Source organism: Salidesulfovibrio brasiliensis JCM 12178, assembly GCF_001311825.1.
GTDB lineage: Bacteria > Desulfobacterota > Desulfovibrionia > Desulfovibrionales > Desulfovibrionaceae > Pseudodesulfovibrio > Pseudodesulfovibrio brasiliensis.
Window position 1 is genome coordinate 15768 of record NZ_BBCB01000018.1, and the last position, 21698, is coordinate 37465.

Genomic DNA, 21698 nt, shown 5'->3' on the forward strand with positions numbered 1-21698 from the left:
GTGAAATCATTGGTGCGTTGCGTGTGCGAGGCTGCCGGAAGGGGCGAGTCCGTGGTTATCGCCACCGTGGTGGAAAGCAGCGGGTCGACCCCCAGAACCTCCGGCGCGAAGATGATCGTGCGTGCGGATGGCTCCATCGAGGGCACCGTGGGCGGCGGGTTGGTCGAGGCCGCATCCTGCAAGGCCGGATGCGAGATGTTGAAGGCCGGGCACCCGGACGGGGCCGCGCGGCTGATGTTCGTCGACATGACGCAGGAGCTGGCGGCGTCTTCGGACATGATCTGCGGCGGCGGCCTATCTGTATTGCTGGAGGTGGCGGCCCCGGACGGATCGTGCGCAGAAGCGTACGGCATGCTGGACGATCTGCTGCGACGCGGGCGGAAGGCTGTTCTGTCCACTTCTCTGGAAGAAGGGGAGGCACTGGTTTCGGTCCGGCATGAGGTGCGGTGCGACAGCCTTCTCGGCGAACCGCTCCGGCTTTTGCGCGAGGGGGATGCCATGACGCTGGAAGAGGCCATGACACCGCCGCAGCCGCTCTATATCTTCGGTGCCGGTCATGTTTCACTGTTTACGGCCCGCGTGGGGAGCATGATCGGCTTTCGCACCGTGGTGCTTGACGACAGGGCCGATTTCGCCAGCCGGGAGCGTTTCCCCGAGGCTGACGAAGTTGTGGTCCTGCCGTCTTTTGACAAATGCTGCGACGGGCTGGATATAGACGGGGACTCGTTTGTGGTCATCGTCACCAGAGGCCACCTGCATGACCGCAATGTGCTGGCCAAGGTCCTTCGCACCAAGGCCGGATACGTGGGCATGATCGGCAGCAGCAAGAAGCGCGACAAGATTTACGAGTCCCTTCTGGCGGATGGCTTTACACAGGCGGACATCGACCGTTGCCATTGTCCCATCGGGCTTTCCATCGGCGGGCAGACGCCCGAGGAGATTGCGGTGAGCATCGCGGCCGAGCTTATTCAGGTCAGGGCGGAGGGCCGTGCATGACCGGGCTAGCGGCCATAATCCCGGCCGCCGGGTTGTCGTCGCGCATGGGCCGGTTCAAGCCGCTGCTTCCTCTTGGCGGCGGCACGGTGCTGTCCCGCTGTATCGGCGCGTTTGCCGGAACAGTGGAGAAACGCATCGTCGTCACCGGGAAGCGTGCTGACGAGGTCGCTGCCGAGGCCGTGTCTGCCGGGGCGATGGCTGTCCATAACCCGGCGTTTGAAGAGGGAATGTTTTCCTCGATTCAGACCGGTGTCCGGGCTCTGGATGATTCTGTCCGGGCATTCTTTGTCCTGCCTGCGGACATCCCGCTGGTCAGGCCCGAAACCGCGGGCAGGATCGCCGGGGCGTTCTGGGAGGCAACGCCGCCGGTTTTGTACCCGGTATTTGCGGGAAAGCGCGGTCATCCGCCGCTCGTTAGCCGCGAGTTGATACCAGAGATTCTTGCCCATGACGGTACGGGGGGCCTTCGGGCCGTGCTCGAGCGGCATGACTCCGGGGCCTTGGATTTGGATGTGGCGGACTTCGGCACGACCCACGATCTGGATTATCCGCAGGATTACGAGCTGGCAGTGCAGGTGGCGGAGTTTGAGGGACCGCTGGAGAGCGAATGTCGCGTGCTCTGGAAACTGCATGGCGTTGCCGAGCGGGTTCTGGACCACTGCCGGGCGGTTTCCGTTGTGGCTGCCGCACTGGCTGAGCGACTCAATGCACGGCAGGAGGGCGCGAAGCTCGACCCGGTGCTCGTGCGGGGTGCGGCCCTGACCCATGACATCGGGAAGGGAACCCGGCGGCATGAGGCGGCGGGAGCGGAAATTCTTCACTTACACGGGTTCCACGCGGCAGCGGAGATCGTGGCGGTCCATTCCGACCTGTCCCTTGCTCCAGATGCTCCGACCACGGAGCGTGAGGTGGTGTTTCTTGCGGACAAGCTGGTGCGGCGATGCGATCCGGTGGCGCTTGAAGACCGGTATCTGGAAAAGATTCAGATGTTCGGGCATGAACCCGGTGCCGAGGAGGCCATTCGCGGCCGCATGGAGCGGGCAAAGACGGTTTTGCGGCGGGTTGATCGGGAAATCGGCTGCTCCTGTGAGGCGTTGGCCCGGGAGGTGCTGCGGTGATTGTGCTCATGCGTCACGCACGGACAGAGGGCGGCGAGGGGTGTTGCATCGGCAGGACCACCTTGAAACTGTCGAAGGATGGCGCGCGGCAAGCCGTTGAAGCGGCGGAGGAGCTGCGGGACTGCGGATTTGCCCGGCTGGGCTGCAGTCCGTCCCTGCGGGCGTGCGACACGGTTGCCCCGCTGGCGGGACGCATGGAGCTGGACCCGGTCGTGATGCCCGGGCTCGACGAGATCGACATGGGCGCATGGGACGGCCTGACTTTTTCGGAAATCAGGGAACGGTTTCCCCGCGACTACGAGCTGCGCGGAAAGGATTTCGCCGGTTTCAAGCCTCTGAACGGAGAAAGTTTCAATGAGGTTGCCGACCGCGCCGTATCTGCTCTGGAGCGTTCGGCAGCCGGGCCTTTGCCACTTCTGGCCGTGACGCATGCCGGGGTCATTCGGGCAGTGCTCTGTCGCCTGACAGGGCATCCCATGAACAAGCTGTTCGATTATACGCCGGGCCACCTTGAGTGTTCCATACTCAAGAGTACGCCCACCGGGTTGAGCTTTGTCGCAACGGGCCTGCAGCCCGCTGCGGTCCGGTCTTTCTTCTGCGGCTGAATCGTCTTGTGGCGAGCCCCCAACACGCGCCTATTGTTGTCCGTTGCCTTGAATCACGGACACGTCTTTTGTGCATATGGCATTACTTCACTTGCCAACGATATGGCACTGGTCTTTTCAAGTCCGTAACAACTACTTTTGTGCATCTTATTTGCCTGTATTTGTTTATGATATGTCGACACTGTCGTTCGGCGTAATCAGTAATTTACCCTCCTTGTTACATGTTTTATCTCCACAAATACGGTGTGTTAGATTGCCTTGGTGTCAAACCTTGAGGTGGTCGAAAGGTGTTGTGCAGGTCATGGCAACTCCATAGGTGAGAACTATGCCGACTTGGGCATAGTAAGTCGTCCGGGCAATGCGTCCGGCGGACCTTGCACCGGCGTGCGGGGTCAAAACGCCTTTTCGGAGGATGTCATGCGTAGTCTACAGACAATGCCGTCAGGCGGTGATGTGGAAAGCTCGCCCACCATGCGAATGCACCTTTGGCTGGAAACGGCCGGGGGAGTGCTCTTCGGGCTGGGCAGGCTGCAACTGCTTCGCGAGGTGGAGCGTCGCGGCTCGCTCAAGGCAGCGGCTGAGTCTCTCGGCATGTCCTACCGGGGCGCGTGGGGGAAGATCAAGGCCACCGAGGAACTGTTCGGCGAAAAGCTCATCGAGCGGGCAGCCAGCCGCCGCGCCGGGTACCACCTCACGACGTTCGGCAGCGGCATCGCCCGCAATTTCGACGAGTGGTTCCGGAATGTCGAGTCCTATGCCCTGTCCAGCAGCCGGGAATACCTTCCGTTTTCTCTTGAAAAATATACCTGATGCTTTTCGTTGCTCTTTAATATGTTAAATATAACATATTGAAATAGTTGATTTTTGTGTTAAATTGGCAGTGCTCGCAAGTTGTTTTGCGAGTGAAATCACTGCCAAGCGATCGTTGCGAGGCACATACCAAGGAGGCCATGGGTTATGAAACTCGACCGCCGACGCTTTATGAAGCTCGCAGGTTCCGGAGCGGCGTGTCTCAGCCTCGGGCAGCTCGGAGTCAGTCTTGCTCCGGTCAAGGCCTACGCGGCGGAAATGAAGATTTCCGGTGCCAAAGAGGTCGTGACAGTCTGTCCGTTCTGTTCCGTGAGCTGTCACGTCATCGGCTATGTCAAGGACGGAAAGCTCGTCAACACCGAGGGCGACCCGGACTATCCCATCAACGAAGGCGCGCTGTGCGCCAAGGGCGCGGCCATGTTCACCATGACCACAAGCCACCACAGGCTGCAGAAGCCGCTTTACCGCGCTCCCTACAGCGACACGTGGGAAGAGAAGAGCTGGGAATGGATGTTTGACCGCATCGCCCGGCGAATCAAGGATACCCGCGACAAGGATCTCATCCTGAAAAACGGGAAGGGCGACACCGTCAACCGTCTCGAATCCATGTTCCTGCTGGGCACCTCCCATGCGGGCAACGAGGAATGTGCCATCGCCCATCAGGCGATGCGCGGCCTGGGGGTCGTCCACATGGACCACCAGGCGCGTATCTGACACAGCGCCACTGTTGCGGCTCTGGGAGAGTCGTTCGGACGCGGTGCGATGACCAACACTGGATCGACATCAAAAATGCCGATTCCATCCTCATAATGGGCAGTAATGCTGCCGAACACCACCCGATCTCGTTCAAGTGGGTGTTGCAGGCCAAGGACAAGGGCGCAACGGTCATGCACGTTGACCCCAAGTTCTCGCGCACATCCGCCAGATCGGACTTCCACGTCCCCCTGCGGTCCGGAACGGACATCGCCTTCCTGGGGGGCATGATCAAGTACATCCTCGACAACGAACTCTTCTTCAAGGAGTACGTGGTCGAATACACCAACGCCTCGCTCATCGTGGGCAAGGACTACGGTTTCGAGGACGGCCTGTTCTCGGGGTACGACGCCAAGACCCGCAGCTACGACAAGAGCAAGTGGGGATTCGAGCTGGACGCTGACGGCGTGCCCAAGCGCGACAAGTCGCTCAAGCATCCGCGCTGCGTGTATCAGCTCATGAAGAAGCACTATTCGCGCTACGGCATCGACGCGGTTTCGTCCACCACGGGCGTGTCCGCCGAGAACCTGCTGAAGGTCTACAAGGAGTTCGCGGCCACCGGACGCGCGGACAAGGCCGGGACGATCATGTACGCCCTCGGCTGGACCCAGCACACCGTCGGCGTGCAGAACATCCGCTCCGCAGGCATCATTCAGCTCCTGCTCGGCAACATCGGTGTTGCGGGCGGCGGAATCAACGCCCTGCGCGGCGAGCCCAACGTTCAGGGCTCCACGGACCACACGCTGCTGTACCACATCATTCCCGGCTACATGGCCATGCCCAACAACGAGTGGCAGACCTACGACGACTACGTCAAAGCCAACACCCCGGTCAGCAACGATCCCATGTCCGCCAACTGGTGGCAGCACAAGCCCAAGTACTTCGCCAGCCTGCTCAAGGCATGGTTCGGCGAGAACGCCACCCCCGAGAACGGATTCTGTTACGAGTATCTGCCCAAGATCGAAAAGGGCGAGGACTACTCCTACATGTACCTCTTTGACCGCATGTACGAGAACAAGATCCGTGGCGGCATCATCATCGGCCTGAACCCCATGAACAGCGTGCCCAACTCCAACAAGGTCAGGAAGGCGCTGGACAATCTGGACTGGCTGGTGACGTCCGAGCTGCACCACTCCGAAACCACGGACAACTGGAAGCGCCCCGGCGTCGATCCCAAGACCGTGAAGACGGAAGTGTTCCTGCTTCCCTCGGCCCACAGGCTGGAGAAGGAAGGCTCGGTCACGAACTCCGGGCGCTGGCTGCTCTGGCACTACAAGGCCATTGAGCCCGCCTTTGAGGCCAAGCCGTTCGGCGATATGTTCGTGGGCTTCATGAAGCGGGTGCAGGAGCTGTATCGCAAGGAGGGCGGAACCCTGCCAGAGGCGGTGCTCAAGCTCGATTATCCCGACAGGTATGACCCCGAAGAGCTCTGCGCCAAGATAAATGGCCGCTTTACCAAGGACACCGTGGTCAAGGGCAAGAAGTACAGGAAGGGCCAGCTGGTCCCGTCCTTCACCGCTCTTGCGGATGACGGGTCCACCAGCAGCCTGAACTGGCTCTACGCGGGCAGCTATACCGAAGAGGACGGCAACAAGGCCAAGCGCCGCAGCACCAGCCAGACTCCGATGCAGGCCAATATCGGCCTGTTCCCGAAGTGGGCGTGGTGCTGGCCGGTCAACCGCCGCATCCTCTACAACCGCGCATCCGTGGACCTGAACGGCAAGCCGTACAACCCGGAAAAGGCCGTCATCGAATGGAAGGACGGCAAGTGGGTCGGCGATGTGCCCGATGGCGGCTGGCCGCCCATGGCCACCGGCAAGGGACGGTACCCGTTCATCATGTCCAAGCACGGCTTCGGCCAGATATACGGTCCGGGCCGACAGGACGGACCCTTCTCCGAGCACTACGAGCCGGTGGAGACCCCCGTTGCCCGCAACATGTTCTCCAAGCAGCTCAACAGCCCGGTATACAAGTACGTCTCCAGCGAGATGGACAAGCTCTCCGCCCCGGCGGACCCGAACTATCCCATCGTGCTGACGACCTACAGCCTCACCGAGCACTGGTGTGGCGGCGGCGAGACTCGGAACATCCCGAATCTGCTTGAGGCAGAGCCTCAGCTCTATGTCGAGATGAGTCCGGAACTGGCAGAGGAAAAGGGCATTGCAAACGGCGACGGCGTGATCGTGGAGAGCGTTCGCGGACGTGTCGAGGCCATTGCCATGGTCACGGTGCGCATGCGGCCGCTCAGGGTGCATGGACGCATCATCCACGAGATCGGCATGCCGTTCTGCTTTGGCTGGACGACCCCGGGTACCGGCGACGCCACCAACAGGCTCACCCCTTCGGTCGGCGACCCGAACACCACCATCCCGGAATACAAGGCCTGCTGTGTCAATGTACGCAAGGCCGACAGGCTCACCGAGCTTGCAACCTAAAAGGAGGTCGTCATGCCCAAGTCGTTTCTCATCGACACATCCCGCTGCACCGCGTGCCGCGGCTGCCAGATAGCCTGCAAGGAATGGCATGAACTGCCCGCCAACAAAACCACGCAGTACGGGTGGGGGAGCCATCAGAATCCGCAGGACCTGAACGCCAACAACTACAAGTTGGTGCGGTTCAGCGAACACCTTGAAGATGGAGTGGTGCGCTGGAACTTCTTCCCGGACCAGTGCCGCCACTGCGTGGAACCCCCGTGCAGGGACATGGCCGACATGGTTCAGGAAGGAGCCATCGTGCGCGACGACAAGACCGGCGCGGTGCTCTTCACCGAGAAGACGGCCATGTTCAGTCCGGAGCAGTTCGAGGAGGTGCGTCAGGCCTGTCCCTACAACATCCCGCGGCGCAACGACGCCACCGGAATGATGCACAAGTGCACCATGTGCAACGAGCGCATTCACGGCGGAATGCTCCCGGCCTGCGTCAAGGTCTGCCCCACGGGCACCATGCAGTTCGGCGAGCGGGACGAGATGCTGCAGTTGGCCAGAACACGTCTGAAAAGACTCAAGAGGGACTGGCCCAACGCCATGCTGGCCGACCCAGAAGACGTCAACGTCATCTATCTGCTCACGGACAAGCCCGAGAACTATCATGAGTACTCGGTGGCATCGAACACCTTCGGCCCCATGTCGAAGAAGCAGTTCTTTGCCGCGCTGGCGCGTCCGTTCCGGGCCATGAAGGCCTAGCAGTCACACCGTAACACCCAGCCTCTCCGGGCCGGGGCGCATCGGCGTCCCGGCCCTGCGGGGCCCTCCATGGAGCGTTTCATGAATACCGCATCTGCCCCCGACACCGTTGAGAGAACGCTTGAAATCATTCGCAAACGCACCCCTGCCTACGGGGAACTGACCGACCGTTTCGGCTCGCTTTTCACCGCCTCCGCCAAGGTGTGCGACGAAGTGGCGACCAAGGGCGTGGCTGTGCCGGAGGTCGACCCGGCGCGCGTGTCTTCCGGCGTACCGGTTCTGGTGGGCTTTGATTTTGGGCTGTGGCGCGAAGCCTTTGCGCTTTCCGCCGAGCGGCTGATTCCGGTATTGTGCGAGGCACTTGAGTTGGAGGATACGGCCGCGAAAGAGCTGGCCGCCGTTTTTTCGGATGCCGATACGATTTTGGGACTCGTCCGGGCGCGGATCGAAGGCGACCTGCAACACTTTGAGAACACCTCCCTGCATTTCGATGCAACCCCCTCGGCCGTGTTGTTGTTTGCGTTGGAAACCGTCTGTTCGCCGGTGCTTCGAGCCGCTGTCCAGTCCATGGGCGAGTCTCTTTCCTCCCTTTCCTGGGACGAAGGCCACTGTCCGGCCTGTGGCTCCACGCCGTCCATCTCGCAGCTCTCGCCCAAGGAGTTTACCGATCTGGACCAGCTTGTGGGCGGCGGGGGCAAGAAGTTTCTTCACTGCTCTCTCTGCGGGCACGACTGGCGCTTCAAGCGCAACGCCTGTCCGTCCTGCGGCAATGACGACAGCGAGACCCGCGAGATTTTTTATGTGGATGATGTGCGCTTTGAGCACATCGAGGCCTGCCACAAGTGCGGCAGGTACTGTCTGAACATCGACATGCGCGAGTTCGAGCCGCGACCCGACCTCGACGCCCTGCAGATGGGGCTTATTCATCTCGACGTTCACGCGCAGGAAAACAGGCTGAGCCCGCTGACCGCGACGCTCTGGAATACCGTGGAGTAGGAGCAGCCATGGCCTTACCGCATTTGCATCCCGTCGGACGGGCCGACGAACGGACTCCCGAAGACCGGGGACTGGGTGCCGCGCAGGTTTCCCGTCCCGCCACCCTGCAGCGGTACGAAAACGGACGTTTCGTCCTGCGTGATGACGCCATTGCCGTGGAGACAGACCTGCGGTTGGTGGTCAACGGCAGGCAGGCGGGCGTGCTTTCCAGAACACCCGGCGACGACCTGAATCTCGTGGCCGGGCATCTCTTCTCCAACGCCCGCATCCGCGAGGCTGCGGATATGGCGGACGTGCGCTTCAATTATCGGGGCGTGAACCGCGCGGAGGTCACCCTCGGCAGCGATCCCGGCATCCGCAGGCTATACCCTTCGCCACGGCCCGTGAGAATCCGGCCCGAGCAGCTCTTCGAGTTCAAGGAAGCCTTTGAGAATCGGCAGAAGCTCTACCGGAACACCGGTTCGACCCATGCTGCGGCGTTGTTCTCGGCTGACGGGGAGTTCATCTCGTTCGGGGAGGACGTGGGCCGCCACAACGCCTTTGACAAGGCCATAGGCCGTGCTTTGCTGGAGGGGTGTCTTGAGCATGTCACCATTGCCATGCTCTCGTCCCGGCTCGCGCTGGAACTTGCGGTCAAGGCGTCCACCGCCAACATCCCGATCCTTTGCGGATTCTCGGCCGCCACCAGCTCGGGTATCTGTTACGCGGAGAGAAACAATCTCACCCTTGTGGGACGCCTGCGCCGACAGTCGTTCAACGTCTATTCCAACGGCTGGCGCATTCTGGCTGTGGATCATGACTGACGGTCCTTCGCAGCTTGTTTATCGCACCGCATTTCCGTATTGTCTGTGCGAGTTTTGGATGTAACATCGTGACCGCGCAACCCTATCAGCCGGGTGAGGATGAAAGTCGACAAACCCTCGGGCAGAGTCTGCCCGAAAGATTTCTTCCGTGTTTCCGAAGAGGTGAAGTACCTTGAACCGCCCATGATCGAGGCGTTCGAGGCTGCCTTTGCCGCGTGGAAGGATGGTGCAAGACGGGCAGACAGCATCCGTGCCCGAGCCCGTGCGTGGCTGATATTCCGGTTGCTCAGGCATTCCGGAGCGCGCCTCGGCGAAGTGCTCTTGCTGGACGATAGCGCCGCCTTTGACGGTCCCGGACCGTCCGTGCGGCTTGGGACCAACGGTCGCACTCGCGTGGTGCCGCTGCCTGAGGAGGTCCATGCCGAAATCATCCAGACTCTGGAAGGTCCCATCGGGTGCGGAATGCGCGGCGGGTTCTTCCGGCTCGACCCCGGCTATTTCCGGCGCATCTGCTACGCCCGCGGCGCAGAATGCGGCCTGACGCGGGACATGTCCGGTCCGACCGTGCTTCGCAACACCCGCGCCGTGGAGATGCTTCGCAGCGGCGTGCCCATCACGGTCGTCAAGGAAGTGCTCGGCCAGTCCTCGCTCGATCTCACCGCCGCATATCAACAGTTCACGCAGGGCGACGTGGTTTCCATCGTCCAGAAGAGCGTCCGCAACCGCACCAGCGCGCGCAATGCCTTTGTGGGGCATGTCACCGATATCCGCACCGACACAGTCATGGCCGAAGTCCGCATGGAAACACGGTCCGGAGTGCATATCAGCGCGGTCATCACCATGGACAGCCTGCATACGCTGCAATTGGAACCGGGTGCGCCGGTGGCTGCAACCGTCAAGGCCCCGCTGGTGAACGTTGTATCCCGTGACGATGCCGTTCTCGGCAGCGCCCGAAACCGCTTGCGGGCCAAAGTCATACGTCTTGTCGATTCTCCGGTGCTGACCGAGGTGCTTGGCCGCTTGCCCGATGGCACGGACGTTTGCGCCCTTGTCTCCTCGGAAAGCGCCAACTCGCTCAAACTGGTGCCCGGAACCGAAGTCGAGTTTTGGTTTAAGGCCCTATCCGTCGTCCTGAATACGGTCTAGCCGTTCACGCATCTCCGCAAATACATCGCAGCACCTTCGTTTGTCGAAAGGGTGCTGCTTGTGATTGTCCTGTACTATCGTGGTAATGCATCTTGTATTATGTTGTGCAGTGTATGACGATACACTTTCTGCACTGTTGAATAGTGTAAGTCAACAGGGGAAGGATTTGTACTACAGTGGTAAATTTAACCCCTTTTTGAAAGGGTTTTAGGTCGGAAAAAAGTGTGCTATACGTGCTCCCGAAAGGTCACTCGCGATGGGAGATAGTACATGCGAGTGGCCTTTTGACGTATAGCATCAGCAATTAATCGGGAGGACGACGTTGTTCAAAAACATGAGCATGCGGAGCAAGATTCTGGTTCCGATCTGTACGGCGGTGGTGATCGTTTTCATCGCCACCATGACCATAACCGGCATGAGCATGAGCGACACGCTCAAGCGGGATGCCGAGAAGCTGGCAACAGCGGTTGCCAAGGACTACGGCAGCGAGATCGGTTCGTCCGTGGACAAGGCCATGGAGAGCGCAAGGACGCTGGCCTCGTTTATGGGCGGAGCCAAGGAAGTTCGCGGCGTATTCGGCAGGGAGAAGGCCGTTGCCATGCTGAAGGCCGTCATTGAGAACAGTCCGTATCTGGACGGAATCTGGACTGTCTGGAAGGAAGACGGCTTTGACGGCGTGGACGGCGCCTTCAGCAACACACCTTTGCACGACGATACAGGCCGCTTTGTGCCGCGCTGGTTCAGAAAGGGCGGAAAGATAGAAGGCGAAGCGGTTGTCGACTACGCCGCAAAGGGCGAGAAGGGGCACTTTTACAGCGTGCCCGTCAAGACGCGAAAGCCTTATGTCACCTCCCCGCAGCAGGTGACGATTGATGGTGAAAAGGCCATGAAGGTCAGTGTCAGCGTGCCCATCATCGTGAAGGACGAGGTCTACGGCGTGGCCGGGGCCGACGTCATTCTCGACGACATGCAGGACATCGTCAGGGGCATTTCCCTGTTCGGGTCCGGTTACGGCTTTGTCATCAGTGACGAGGGCAAGCTTATCGCGCACCCCAAGGCGGAACTGATCGGCAATGACGCGCTTCAGTATTTCGAGGGCGAATACGGCGAGCGGCTGGCCAAGGCCGTGAAGGAGGGCACGCCGCTTGAAATGCGCTCGGTATCCGCTGTCACCGGCAAGGAAACATTTTACGTATTCGTGCCGTTCGAGCTTGCCGGAGCGGGCGTGAAGTGGCTGTTCGGGGTGAATGTGCCCATGGACAGCGTTACCGCCGAGTCGCAGCATCTCATGCTCATCAATGCGGGCATGGGCGCGGTCGCCCTCGTCATCATCGGGCTTATCATTTTCTTTGTGGCCGGGACCATCGTACGGCCGCTCAAGCGGATTGTCGCCTCTGCGGAAGACGTGGCGGCGGGTAATCTCGAAACCGACGTCGACATCCACCAGAAGGACGAGATCGGCGTGCTTGCGGACGTTCTTCGCAAGATGATCGCCAACCTTGTGGAGATGATCGAGACCGCCAAGCAGAAGACCGTGGAGGCCGAGGAGCAGACCCGCGCCGCCGAAGTGGCAACCGAAGAGGCGGAGGAGGCCCGGAAGAATGCGGAATCCGCCAAGCGGCAGGGCATGTTGCAGGCCGCAGAGGCGTTGCAGGACATCGTGCAGCGCATCACCTCTTCGTCCGAGGAGCTTTCCGGACAGGTTGCGCAGGCCAGCAAGGGTGCGGAGTCGCAGAGCAACATGGCCTCGGAAGTGGCTACCGCCATGGAACAGGTCAACGCCTCCGTGCTTGAAGTGGCCCGCAATGCCTCCCTTGCCGCAGAAAGCGCGGACGGGGCCAGCACGCAGGCGCATCGCGGCTCTGATGTCGTCTCCACGCTGGTGCAGGCCATCGGCGAGGTGGACAACCGCGCGGGCGAGGTCAAGGAACGGCTCTCCGGTCTTGGCGAAAAGGCCGAGGGCATCGGCCAGATCATGAACGTCATTACCGACATCGCGGACCAGACCAACCTGCTTGCGCTCAACGCGGCCATCGAGGCGGCGCGTGCGGGCGAGGCGGGACGCGGGTTCGCCGTGGTCGCCGACGAGGTCCGCAAACTGGCCGAAAAGACCATGACCGCCACCAAGGACGTGGAGGACTCGGTCAGCCAGATTCAGCAGGGCACGCGCGACAGCATCTCAAGCATGGAGTTCGCTGCCGACGCGGTTTCCCGCAGCACCGACCTTGCGGGCGACGCGGGCCAGTCCCTCGACGAGATCGTGACCATCGTCCACGAGACTGCGGATCAGGTCCGCAACATCGCCACGGCCTCGGAGGAACAGTCCTCAGCCAGCGAGCAGATCAGTCGTTCCGTGGACGAGGTGAACCGCATAACCGAGGACACGGCCGAGGTCATGCAGCAGTCCAGTCAGGCCATCACCCGTCTTGCGGACATGGCCACTGAACTGAGCGATCTCATCGTTCGGCTCAAGGAAGAATAACGCTCCAGCAAGACAGGCAACAAAGCCATGTCGGTGCTCCCCGGTTCAAACTGGTTTTATCCAGAAAAGACGAACCTGAAGGAGCCCGGCATGGCTTTTTTGTTTGCATGACGTTATCGGGTACGCCCGGCCAGAAAGTTGGCCAGCATGCCGCCCGGGGGGCCGGTGAGTCGCTCCGTGCCGATATATTGGGCGCTCTCGGCAAGTATCTTTGAGCGTTCGAGAACCTTGCGCAGCGTTTCAATGTGTGATGTGCGGCGCAACTTGACGCGGTAGCTCGTCTTGCCGGATTTGTGCATGAACAGGACCTGGGCATCACCAAGGCGGGGGAGCGTGAACTCGTGAATTACCTCGGTGAAGTCTCCGGAGGTACGAAGAAAGGTGGCCTGATCCCTTGCTTCGGGCAGGAGGAGCGGGCTGTAGCGCAAGCAGTACTTCCTGTGGGTGCCGTTGACGCTATCCACGCTCATTTGCGTTTGTGCATAGGCGCTCATGAGCTTCGGGTCGTTCAGGAGTCTTGCGAACTGGATGATCCGCTGCCTGAGGTCCAGTTTTTCAAGGGACGGCGAGTGCGGCTCCATGGCTGTCTGGAATTTGCGGCGTGCCTCAGTGAAGGCCATGACGCCGGTCAGTGCCGATGACATGCCGCCGGCGTCGAAGATTTCCTGAAGATGGATATGCGGATGCAGGCTGACGATCTTGAAGGCCAGCACTGACCCCGGGGCGGGACGTGAACTGAGGTTGGCAAGCAGTGGCTGGCCGTCAATGGCGATCCACGCCATGGCAGTCTCCTGCCACTTGAGGACGCGGCCGCGTACCTTCTGGCCCACGCGATGCGTTTTGCGGAATGCTTCGGTGCGGGATGCGCTCCCGCCGTAGTTTTTGCCGCGGCCGTCCACGCGCACGGGCTACGCCTGCCCGATGATGAGTTCCACTTCCTCGATGCTCAGGCCGAACTTGCGGGCAAGGTCTGCCGGAGTCTTGCCTGCCTTGTGGCCCGCCAGGATCACGTTGCGCATGAATTGAGGGGACTTGGCGTACTCGTCTGCGCGGTTGATGAGTTCCTTGATCGTATTCGAGCGGGCCTCGAGCTCTTCATTCAGCGAGGCCAGCTCCATTTGACGCTGTTCAAACGTGGCTACCAGCTCGCTTTCCAGTTTGGCGTTGAATTGCAAGCGGTTGATGAAGTCTTCCTGCTTGGCCTGCAGCTTGGACAGCAGGGCCTCGGACTTCTTGAGCCTGATGAAGAAGAGAATGACCACGCCGAGCAGGGCGAGCTCGCTGACGGTGAAGAAAATGAGAATGAAGGTGGAGGTGTTCATGAAATCCACGGGTTCGGGTTGCAATGTGTCCCGAGTATCGGGGAAATGCCGGGAAACTGCAACTGTCGGTCAGACCTTCATGTTCACGATGTTGCCGGACCATGGGGAGGATTCGGAGCCCTTGGTGTCCTCGTCCTGCTTCTTGCGTTCGCCAGCGGCCTGCTGTTCCTGACGGCTGCCGCCTTCGGGTTGATCCTTTTCGCGGTGGACGGCGTTGGGAGCTTCCTGTCCGTCCACCTTGCCGACGCGCTTGCTGTCGCGACGAAGGTGCTCGGCAATGAGCGGGGCGAAAAGCGACCGCTGGATTTCCGGCTTGCTCTGTTCCGCATTTTGCAGCTTCGCCACATGGGGGAGCTGCGAAATGAGAATGGGCAACTCAAGGGGGGATGAACTCATGGCTCACCTCACAAAGTATTGTTCGAAAAGAATCGTTTCGAACTGTCCGACACCGATATACTGGTTTATGACCGCCAGTAGCTCTTTTTTGAGCTTTTCGCTGTACTTTTTGCCGGTGAGGAACGTGAGGTCCTTGTTCTTGAGGTAGTAGTAGAGTGCGTTTCGTACGGCGTATGTTTCCTGATTAAACTGCAGGGCCATCTGCTGGTCGGTCGTGCTCAGCACGATCCTTACCTGCAGGAAGCGGATGTTGCCTTCTTCGTCGAGCTGTTCGACCAGGAACGGATCGAGACGAAGCAGTATGGCGTCCGGCTCGGTCTCTTCGACTACTGGTTCAGGCTGAACCGCTTCCGGCTTCTCTTTCGGCTCGACGGTTTCAGGAAGAGGAGCCGTCTGTTCAGCGGGCTTGCGTGCAAATATGAGCACGACGATGATTATCAGAAGGACGGCGATGATAAGCCCCATGTAGAACAGTTTGTTCTTCAGTATCGCGGGCAGTTGCCGCTTGGGCTTCTCTTCCGGCTCTTCCTCGAGGGGAGCTTCCTCGATTTCCTCCAGTTCCTCTTCGTCATCCTCGTCTTCGAGAAACGGAGCATCGTCCAGGTCGAGTTCGACCTTCTGTGAGGCCTTTGTGGCCTCGGAATCATCCAGTTCCGCTTTCGGTTGCTGGGATGAGTCGGAGGGAGTCGCAGTGTCTTCCGCGCTCTCTTCAGGCTCGTCCGGCACAACCATCAGAAACATATCACCGTCCCATGGAGCCTATGGCTACTGGAAAATCTTGTCGATCTTCTGGCTCATGGTTTCGGGGGTGAACGGCTTGACGATGTAGTTGGACACCTTTGCCTGTACGGCTTCGATGATGTTCTCCTGCTGCGCTTCAGCGGTGACCATCAGGAAGGGCACGTCGGCGTATTCTTCGCTGCCGCGGACCTTGCGGAGCAGTTCGATGCCGGACATGTTGGGCATGTTCCAGTCGGAGACGATGAAGTCGATGTTGTCCTTGTTCAGGACGTCCCATGCGGTGGTGCCGTCATCGGCTTCCACGATGTTCGTGTAGCCGAGCTGGCGGAGAATGTTCTTGATGATTTTCCTCATGGTGGAGAAATCGTCAACGACGAGGATGCGCATGTTGGTATCGGTGCTCATCGATATGCTCCTTTTTTATTCGTTTTCGAATCGTGCCCGGAAGTGAGTCCGGAGTTTCTTGAGTGCTTGTGAGTGTAACTGGGAGACACGGCCTTCGGTGATTTCCATAACCTCGGCGGTCTCCTTCATGTTCAGTTCCTCGCCATAATAAAGAGATATGACCAATTTTTCTCTCGGGGTCAATTCCTCAATGAGATTGGCGACTTTGTCAACTAGTTCCTGAAAGGCTGCGGACTGGTATGGTTCGTCATCAGACTGGCCGTTTCTACTCACCAGATGCTCGTTAAAGGCGTCCAGACTGACGCACATCTGGTTTTGAAGCGCTTCAAGGCCGTGCTGGACCTCTTTTTCGCTCAGTCCCGTGTGGTCGACGAGCTGGTCGCTGGTGGCCGGACGGCCGGTCTCGTGTTCGATCTGGCGCATGGCGTCTTCCAGCACCTTCACTTTCTGCCTGAGTCCGCGCGAGAACCAGTCCATGCGGCGCAGCTCGTCCAGCATGGCGCCCTTGATGCGGTTCTCGGAGTAGGTGTCGAACTTGATGCCGAGCTTGGGGTTGAACTTTCCGAGGGCGTCAAGCAGCCCAAGACTGCCGGCGCTGATGAGCTCTCCGAGCTCAACGCTTTGCGGCAGCTTGGCCTTCATCCTGAGAGCGAGAATACGAATCTTGGGGGCGAAATGGCGCACGAGGTCTTCGCGTTCACGTTCCGTGAACTCGTCCCACGCACGCTCACCCGACTCGAGTTCACGCCACGGATTGCTCCTGGAAGAGGAGCTTTTTCCAGAAGAACTTGATATTGCCATCGGTATTCGGTTCGGCCTTCCAGTTTTCTATGCTGCCAGCGGCCTGAACAATGGCCTGACTGGCGGGACTTCTCGGTGTCGCGTGGCAGAAGGGCACTTGGCTGATGACGCCCTTTCTCACGTTCGGGTCGTACGGGATGAATCCCACGAGATCCAATGATATCCCGTCAAGGAAATGGTCGCAAGCATTCAAAAGCTTTACGTATGCTTCCTTGGCGGCCCGCTTGTCCTTGACCATGTTGACCAGCACACGGAAGCGCTCTACGCCGTGATGCAGCTTGAGCACCTTGATGAGCGCGTAGGCGTCTGTCAGGGACGTGGGTTCCGGGGTCAGGACCAGCAGGCGTTCCTGAACCGCGAGATTGAAATAGAGTACGTTATCGTTGATGCCCGCGCCGGTGTCCACGATGAGGTAGTCGAGGTCGTCGTCGAGGGTATCCATGGCGTCGAGCAGGTCGAGTTTCTGTCCTCTGCTGAGGCTGACCATGTCGCTCACCCCGGAGGAGGCCGGAAGAATCCGGAATCCGTAGGGGGTTTCCATGAGGATTTTGTCCAGCGTCATGTTCTCGTGGAACAGATGGAACATGTTGTATTCCGGCGCAAGGCCGAGAATGACGTCCACGTTCGCCAGTCCGAGGTCGGCGTCAAGAAGCATGACCTTCTTGCCCGACTTGGCGAGCGTGTAGGCAGATTGGTGGAGATATTGGTTTTTCCCACGCCACCCTTGCCGGACGTGACCGAAAGGACCATGGGGAAGTTCGGGTTCATCGGATGGGCGCTCCTTTACTGCTTGTTCCCGGTGCCGGGAAACTGACGCTTGAAGATCAGTCGCCAGAGGCTGTCTCTGTCAGCCGGGGCGATGCTGTTCTTCAGCCCGTTGCCAAACGACAACGCGGAGACCGGCAGACCGGTGGCATGCGCCACGTTCAGTATGGCACCGAATGTACAGGCTTCATCGAGTTTCGTCCAGATAACGCTTGCAAGCTTTGGACATTCATATTTTTTGAGAAACATCTCGTATTGCGGCTGTGCGTAATACGGGTTCAGCACCAGATGCACTGCCACGTCCTCCTCGCTGGAGAGACCCATGATGTCCATCCAGTCGGAGAGGGTCGCTTTTCCATTCATTCCGGGAAGATCGATAAGCATTACGTCGAACTGGGACGCTTCGCTCATGACGTCCCGGCAGTCCTCGCGGGAATTCATCTCCCGGAAGGCCAGTCCGGAGAGGTCCGCGTAGTGCTTGAGCACCATGCGGCCCTTGCCGCGTCCGGAGTCTGCGGAAACGAGGCAGATGCGGGCGTCAGGCCGGTTCTTTTTTTCCTTGAGGGCCAGCCGGATGAGCGCGGACGTCTTGCCGGAGCCGTGAGGACCGGCGAAAGCGTGGATGCGGCGTCGCCACGTGCCGTTGCCGAAAGCCTTGGTGTAGGCCATGCGGTCCATGACCGGCAGGATGGGTGATTCGGGCGATTCGCGCAGGTCGCAGAAAACCTTGAGCAGCACCTCTTCACCAACGCCTTCGCGTTCGAGGTATTCCAGGGCCAACCGCTGCCGGGGCGCCAGCGAGTCGAGGCGCATCTGCGGCTTGAGCAGGGCCATGAGGTGCCCCTTGATCTGGCCCCATTCCTTTTGCCAGCCCACCGCGTCGTTCATGGCGGTGTCAAGAAAGGTATCACGGGTTGCCGCGGCCTGTTGGGTGGGCTGTTCAGCCGCCTTGGGCTTTTGGCCGTGGTCGGGGTCGACGGCGGCGACGACTTCGCAGACGCGTGCGCCTTCTTCGTCCACCGTGCGGTTGGAGAGGATCACGGCGTCGTCACCGAGTTCGGCCTTGACCTTGGCAAAGGCGGCAGGGGTGCTGGCGGCTCTGAATGTCTTCATCTTCATGGCTGGCTCGCTCTGTCAGTTCTACAGGTCTACGGTTGCAACGGCTTCGAGCTGAATGTCCGCCGGAATCTCCGCCTGGGAGATGACCGGAAGCGTCGGAATAAACCGGGTCAGCAGAGTGGCCAGATGCGGCCTGATCTGCGGGGTCGTCAGCAGCACGGGCTGTCCGTCGCTGATGAAGGTGCCTTCGAGGGTCGCGTTGATGTTCTGTATCATCTGCTGCGCGACGCTGGGCTCGAGGGCGAGGTAGCCGCCCTGTTCGACCGGCCGGATGGCGGTGGAGAGCGTCTGCTCCAGATCCGGGGCCATGGTCAGGATGGGCAGGTTGTTGTTCTCGCCCAGATACGGCTTGACGATGGTGCGGCCGAGCTTGGAGCGCACATACTCGGTGAGCTGCTGCGGGTCCTGCGTGGCAGGGCCGTAGTCGCCGAGGGTTTCCACGACCGTGAGCAGGTCGCGGATGGAGACGTTTTCGTCCACGAGGTGCTGGAGCACCTTCTGGACCACGCCGAGGGGCAGCAGGCCGGGAACCAGCGTTTCCACCGCCTTGGGGGCGCGCTTGGAGAGGTTGTCCAAAAGGTCCTGCACTTCCTGCCTGCCGAGGAATTCCGAGAGGTTGCGGCGGAAGACTTCGGTGAGGTGGGTGGCGATGACCGTTGCCGGGTCCACCACGGTGTAGCCTGCCAGCATGGCTTCTTCCTTCTGGGCTTCGGGCACCCAGACGGCCGGAAGATTGAATGCGGGCTCCACGGTTTCCACGCCGTCGATACGGTGCTTGGCATCGCCCGGGTCCATGGCCAGATAATGGTCGATGAGCAGTTCCGCTGTGGCCACCGGGTTGCCCTTGATGAGCACACGGTATTCGCCGGGCTTGAGCTGCAGGTTGTCGCGCAGATGAAGCGAGGGGATGACCACGCCCATGTCCAGCGCGAACTGTCGGCGGATGGAGCGGATGCGGGAGAGCAGGTTGCCGTTCTGGTCTTCGTCCACGAGCGGGATGAGGCCGTAGCCCACTTCCAGCTCGAGTTCGTCCAGCGGCAGCAGCGCCTGCACTTCTTCGGGAGAGTCGAGGGTCGGCATCTCTTCGGCCTTGCCGTTGGAGCTGTCCTTTTCGTCCAGTCCCATGGCTTCCTGCTGGCGGCGGGAGAGCTCGGAGAGTCCGAAGACGATGACGGCCATGAACAGGAACGGCAGGGTGGGCATGCCCGGGACAATGCCGAACACGGTCAGGATGCCGGCCACGAGGCGCAGGGCCTTGTGGTGATAGGTCAGCTGGCCGAGGAATTCTTCGCCCATCTTGGCTTCCGCGGCTGCGCGGGAGACGATGATACCGGCGGAGGTGGAAATGATCAGCGAGGGGATAGTGGAGACCAGACCGTCACCGATTGTCAGCAGAGTGTAAGTCTGGGCCGCGTCCATCCAGGACATGTCCTTCTGGAAGACGCCGATGAAGAAGCCGCCGATGATGTTGACCGCGGTAATGATAAGGCCTGCGGTTACGTCCCCGGAGACGAACTTGCCCGCACCGTCCATTGCGCCGTAAAAGTCTGCTTCGCGGCGAATGTATTCTCGCTGCTGGGTGGCCTCGTCCTCGTCGATCAGTCCCGCGTTGAGGTCGGCCTCGATGGCCATCTGCTTACCGGGCAGAGAGTCGAGGGTGAATCGTGCGGCGACTTCCGCGATACGCGTGGTACCTGTGACGATGACGACCTTGTTCAGGATGAACAGGATCATGAAGATGACCACACCGATGATGTAGTTACCACCGACAACGAACTCACCGAAGCTTTGAATGACCGAACCCGCCGCCGAGGTGCCTTCGTCCCCGTGCAGCAGAATGGTTCGGGTGGTGGCGACGTTCAATGCCAGCCGGAGCATGGTGGTCACCAGCAGGAGTGACGGGAAAATCGAGAACTCCAGCGGACTGGTCATGAACATGGACGTGACCAGCACGGTCAGGCCCAACGATATGCTGACCGTCAGCATGAAGTCGATGAAGGGGGTAGGCACCGGGATCAGCATGACGAACAGGATGACCACAACGCCTGCCGCCAGCATTATGTCGCCCTGCTTGGCGAACTTCTCATAATCGAGGTTCAGGATGCTGCTGGATTCGCTCTGGGACATATTTTTGACACCCCTTGTCTAGGCTGGTTGAGTCGTTTGTCTTGGTGTCGAATCCCCTGAAACTCAGCGTCCTGTCTGGAATTTGTCCAGTTGGGCCAGGATTGAGGCAACTGCCTGAAAGAGTTCCTCGGGGATTGTTTCGCCAATCTCAACCTGCTTATACAAGGCCTGTGCCAGAGGCTTGTTTTCGCGGATGGGAACATTGTTTTCGCGGGCGATGTCCTTGATCATTTCCGCCAGTCTGTCGGCGCCCTTGGCCACCACCATCGGGGCCGGGGCTTCCATGACGTTGTAGCGCAGGGCAACGGCAAAGTGAGTGGGGTTGGTCACGACCACGTCGGCTTTGGGGACTTCTGCCTGAAGACGGTGGGCCATGAATTCCATGAACTTCTGTTGCTGCTTTTGCTTGATTTCAGGGTCGCCTTCGGCCTGCTTTCTTTCGTCCTTGACCTCGTCCTTGGTCATCTTGATTCCTTCCTCGTAGCGCCAGCGCATGAACCAACAGTCGAGGATGGCGATGATGATCATGGGTACCATTGCGTACTTGAGCATCTTGTAGGCCACGGAGAGGATGTATGCCGAGAGCCCTTCCGGAGTCATGTAGAACAGCGGAACGAGGTTGTGCATCTCCTGTTTGATGACGATATACGGGGCAATGCCCACTGCGATCGCCTGCAGGATGCTCCTGCCGAGACGCATGAAAGCCTCGGGACTGAGCATGAGTTTCTTCAGCCCGCTCATCAGGTTGAACACCTTTCCGAACTTTGGCTTCAATGGAGTAAAGGTCCAGAGATGGCCGACCTGCAGGCGTTCCGAAAGGAAGGCAATGAAAGCCATGATTATCATGACGGGCAGGACCATCTTCGCCAGCACGACAGAACCCCATTTGAAGAGTTCATAGACTTTCGGCTGGTCCAGCTCGCTGATGAAAATGAGCTTTGTGAATGTGTGTTTAAAGGTATTGGTCAGCCCTGTGTAGAAGTATTCGAATAGGGCGCGAACCGTGAAAACGCCGGCCACGAGGACAAGGGTCTTGGTCAACTCCTGTCCTTTTGGGACGTTGCCTTTGTTGCGCTGCTTGTTGCGCTGTTTCGGGGTCGCCTTCTCTGTTCTGCTCGGATCTTTTGCCAT

The 21698-nt window shown here is 59.8% G+C and carries 18 protein-coding genes and 2 pseudogenes; 10 read left to right on the plus strand and 10 right to left on the minus strand.

Annotation, left to right across the window (positions count from 1 at the left end):
• The 10 genes and pseudogenes from JCM12178_RS06875 to JCM12178_RS06925 all read left to right on the plus strand — a co-directional run bounded on the left by JCM12178_RS06875 (position 1) and on the right by JCM12178_RS06925 (position 12891).
• Positions 1-996 (plus strand): XdhC family aldehyde oxidoreductase maturation factor, encoded by a 996-nt coding sequence (locus tag JCM12178_RS06875; RefSeq protein ID WP_054649950.1) that lies wholly within the window; start codon positions 1-3, stop codon positions 994-996.
• Positions 993-2114 carry a DVU_1551 family NTP transferase gene (locus JCM12178_RS06880; RefSeq protein ID WP_054649952.1) on the plus strand — a complete coding sequence of 374 codons (1122 nt, stop codon included), beginning with the start codon at positions 993-995 and terminating at the stop codon, positions 2112-2114. The genes JCM12178_RS06875 and JCM12178_RS06880 overlap by 4 nt, the downstream gene beginning before the upstream one ends.
• A gap of 8 nt (positions 2115-2122) precedes the next feature.
• On the plus strand, positions 2123-2719 hold the full coding sequence (locus tag JCM12178_RS06885) for a histidine phosphatase family protein (protein ID WP_245628660.1): 597 nt from the start codon (positions 2123-2125) through the stop codon (positions 2717-2719).
• Between the two features lie 417 nt (positions 2720-3136).
• Positions 3137-3529, plus strand: a complete 393-nt coding sequence (locus JCM12178_RS06890) for a winged helix-turn-helix domain-containing protein (RefSeq protein ID WP_054649956.1) — start codon at positions 3137-3139, stop codon at positions 3527-3529.
• Positions 3530-3676: 147 nt separating this feature from the next.
• Positions 3677-6717: pseudogene (gene fdnG, locus JCM12178_RS06900) on the plus strand (formate dehydrogenase-N subunit alpha).
• Positions 6718-6729: 12 nt separating this feature from the next.
• Entirely contained in the window at positions 6730-7464 is a 735-nt protein-coding gene (locus JCM12178_RS06905; protein ID WP_054649962.1) for a 4Fe-4S dicluster domain-containing protein, read from the plus strand.
• A gap of 81 nt (positions 7465-7545) precedes the next feature.
• A complete protein-coding gene (locus tag JCM12178_RS06910; RefSeq protein ID WP_054649964.1) occupies positions 7546-8460 on the plus strand; it encodes a formate dehydrogenase accessory protein FdhE in 915 nt (304 codons plus the stop codon).
• Positions 8461-8468: 8 nt separating this feature from the next.
• The gene (locus tag JCM12178_RS06915) at positions 8469-9263 is read left to right on the plus strand and encodes a formate dehydrogenase accessory sulfurtransferase FdhD (protein WP_054649966.1); all 795 of its coding nucleotides are present in this window, start codon (positions 8469-8471) and stop codon (positions 9261-9263) included.
• A gap of 99 nt (positions 9264-9362) precedes the next feature.
• Complete coding sequence (locus tag JCM12178_RS06920; protein ID WP_054649968.1) at positions 9363-10409, plus strand: TOBE domain-containing protein; 1047 nt, start codon at positions 9363-9365, stop codon at positions 10407-10409.
• 322 nt (positions 10410-10731) lie between these two features.
• A complete protein-coding gene (locus tag JCM12178_RS06925) occupies positions 10732-12891 on the plus strand; it encodes a methyl-accepting chemotaxis protein (RefSeq protein WP_054649970.1) in 2160 nt (719 codons plus the stop codon).
• A 113-nt stretch (positions 12892-13004) separates the two neighbouring features.
• On the opposite strand, the gene JCM12178_RS06930 is transcribed toward JCM12178_RS06925, so the two are convergent.
• The 10 genes and pseudogenes from JCM12178_RS06930 to flhB all read right to left on the minus strand — a co-directional run bounded on the left by JCM12178_RS06930 (position 13005) and on the right by flhB (position 21698).
• Positions 13005-13796: a hypothetical protein gene (locus tag JCM12178_RS06930; RefSeq protein ID WP_054649972.1), complete on the minus strand. Its 792-nt coding sequence runs from the start codon at positions 13794-13796 to the stop codon at positions 13005-13007.
• Positions 13797-13799: 3 nt separating this feature from the next.
• A complete protein-coding gene (locus JCM12178_RS06935; protein WP_054649974.1) occupies positions 13800-14213 on the minus strand; it encodes a hypothetical protein in 414 nt (137 codons plus the stop codon).
• Positions 14214-14282: 69 nt separating this feature from the next.
• The gene (locus tag JCM12178_RS06940) at positions 14283-14609 is read right to left on the minus strand and encodes a hypothetical protein (protein WP_054649976.1); all 327 of its coding nucleotides are present in this window, start codon (positions 14607-14609) and stop codon (positions 14283-14285) included.
• A gap of 3 nt (positions 14610-14612) precedes the next feature.
• Positions 14613-15350: a flagellar basal body-associated FliL family protein gene (locus JCM12178_RS06945; RefSeq protein ID WP_054649978.1), complete on the minus strand. Its 738-nt coding sequence runs from the start codon at positions 15348-15350 to the stop codon at positions 14613-14615.
• A 24-nt stretch (positions 15351-15374) separates the two neighbouring features.
• Entirely contained in the window at positions 15375-15755 is a 381-nt protein-coding gene (locus JCM12178_RS06950; protein ID WP_054649980.1) for a chemotaxis response regulator CheY, read from the minus strand.
• Positions 15756-15770: 15 nt separating this feature from the next.
• Positions 15771-16556, minus strand: a complete 786-nt coding sequence (locus JCM12178_RS06955; RefSeq protein WP_054649982.1) for a FliA/WhiG family RNA polymerase sigma factor — start codon at positions 16554-16556, stop codon at positions 15771-15773.
• Positions 16498-17324 (minus strand): annotated as a pseudogene (locus JCM12178_RS06960) (MinD/ParA family protein). Before JCM12178_RS06960 ends, JCM12178_RS06955 begins: the two are co-directional and overlap by 59 nt.
• A gap of 15 nt (positions 17325-17339) precedes the next feature.
• The gene (locus JCM12178_RS06965; RefSeq protein ID WP_054649984.1) at positions 17340-18440 is read right to left on the minus strand and encodes a flagellar biosynthesis protein FlhF; all 1101 of its coding nucleotides are present in this window, start codon (positions 18438-18440) and stop codon (positions 17340-17342) included.
• A 21-nt stretch (positions 18441-18461) separates the two neighbouring features.
• A complete protein-coding gene (gene flhA / locus JCM12178_RS06970) occupies positions 18462-20567 on the minus strand; it encodes a flagellar biosynthesis protein FlhA (protein ID WP_054649986.1) in 2106 nt (701 codons plus the stop codon).
• A gap of 63 nt (positions 20568-20630) precedes the next feature.
• Positions 20631-21698, minus strand: a complete 1068-nt coding sequence (gene flhB, locus JCM12178_RS06975) for a flagellar type III secretion system protein FlhB (RefSeq protein WP_054649988.1) — start codon at positions 21696-21698, stop codon at positions 20631-20633.

What these genes read in the sequence shown, in the direction of transcription:
- JCM12178_RS06880 (WP_054649952.1), top strand. Translation starts at nt 993, where the DNA reads ATGACCGGGCTAGCGGCCATAATCCCGGCCGCCGGGTTGTCGTCGCGC.
- JCM12178_RS06885 (WP_245628660.1), top strand. Translation starts at nt 2,123, where the DNA reads ATGCGTCACGCACGGACAGAGGGCGGCGAGGGGTGTTGCATCGGCAGG.
- JCM12178_RS06890 (WP_054649956.1), top strand. Translation starts at nt 3,137, where the DNA reads ATGCGTAGTCTACAGACAATGCCGTCAGGCGGTGATGTGGAAAGCTCG.
- JCM12178_RS06905 (WP_054649962.1), top strand. Translation starts at nt 6,730, where the DNA reads ATGCCCAAGTCGTTTCTCATCGACACATCCCGCTGCACCGCGTGCCGC.
- JCM12178_RS06910 (WP_054649964.1), top strand. Translation starts at nt 7,546, where the DNA reads ATGAATACCGCATCTGCCCCCGACACCGTTGAGAGAACGCTTGAAATC.
- JCM12178_RS06915 (WP_054649966.1), top strand. Translation starts at nt 8,469, where the DNA reads ATGGCCTTACCGCATTTGCATCCCGTCGGACGGGCCGACGAACGGACT.
- JCM12178_RS06920 (WP_054649968.1), top strand. Translation starts at nt 9,363, where the DNA reads ATGAAAGTCGACAAACCCTCGGGCAGAGTCTGCCCGAAAGATTTCTTC.
- JCM12178_RS06935 (WP_054649974.1), bottom strand. Translation starts at nt 14,213, where the DNA reads ATGAACACCTCCACCTTCATTCTCATTTTCTTCACCGTCAGCGAGCTC.
- JCM12178_RS06940 (WP_054649976.1), bottom strand. Translation starts at nt 14,609, where the DNA reads ATGAGTTCATCCCCCCTTGAGTTGCCCATTCTCATTTCGCAGCTCCCC.
- JCM12178_RS06945 (WP_054649978.1), bottom strand. Translation starts at nt 15,350, where the DNA reads ATGTTTCTGATGGTTGTGCCGGACGAGCCTGAAGAGAGCGCGGAAGAC.
- JCM12178_RS06950 (WP_054649980.1), bottom strand. Translation starts at nt 15,755, where the DNA reads ATGAGCACCGATACCAACATGCGCATCCTCGTCGTTGACGATTTCTCC.
- JCM12178_RS06955 (WP_054649982.1), bottom strand. Translation starts at nt 16,556, where the DNA reads ATGGCAATATCAAGTTCTTCTGGAAAAAGCTCCTCTTCCAGGAGCAAT.
- JCM12178_RS06965 (WP_054649984.1), bottom strand. Translation starts at nt 18,440, where the DNA reads ATGAAGATGAAGACATTCAGAGCCGCCAGCACCCCTGCCGCCTTTGCC.
- flhA (WP_054649986.1), bottom strand. Translation starts at nt 20,567, where the DNA reads ATGTCCCAGAGCGAATCCAGCAGCATCCTGAACCTCGATTATGAGAAG.
- flhB (WP_054649988.1), bottom strand. Translation starts at nt 21,698, where the DNA reads ATGGCAAAAGATCCGAGCAGAACAGAGAAGGCGACCCCGAAACAGCGC.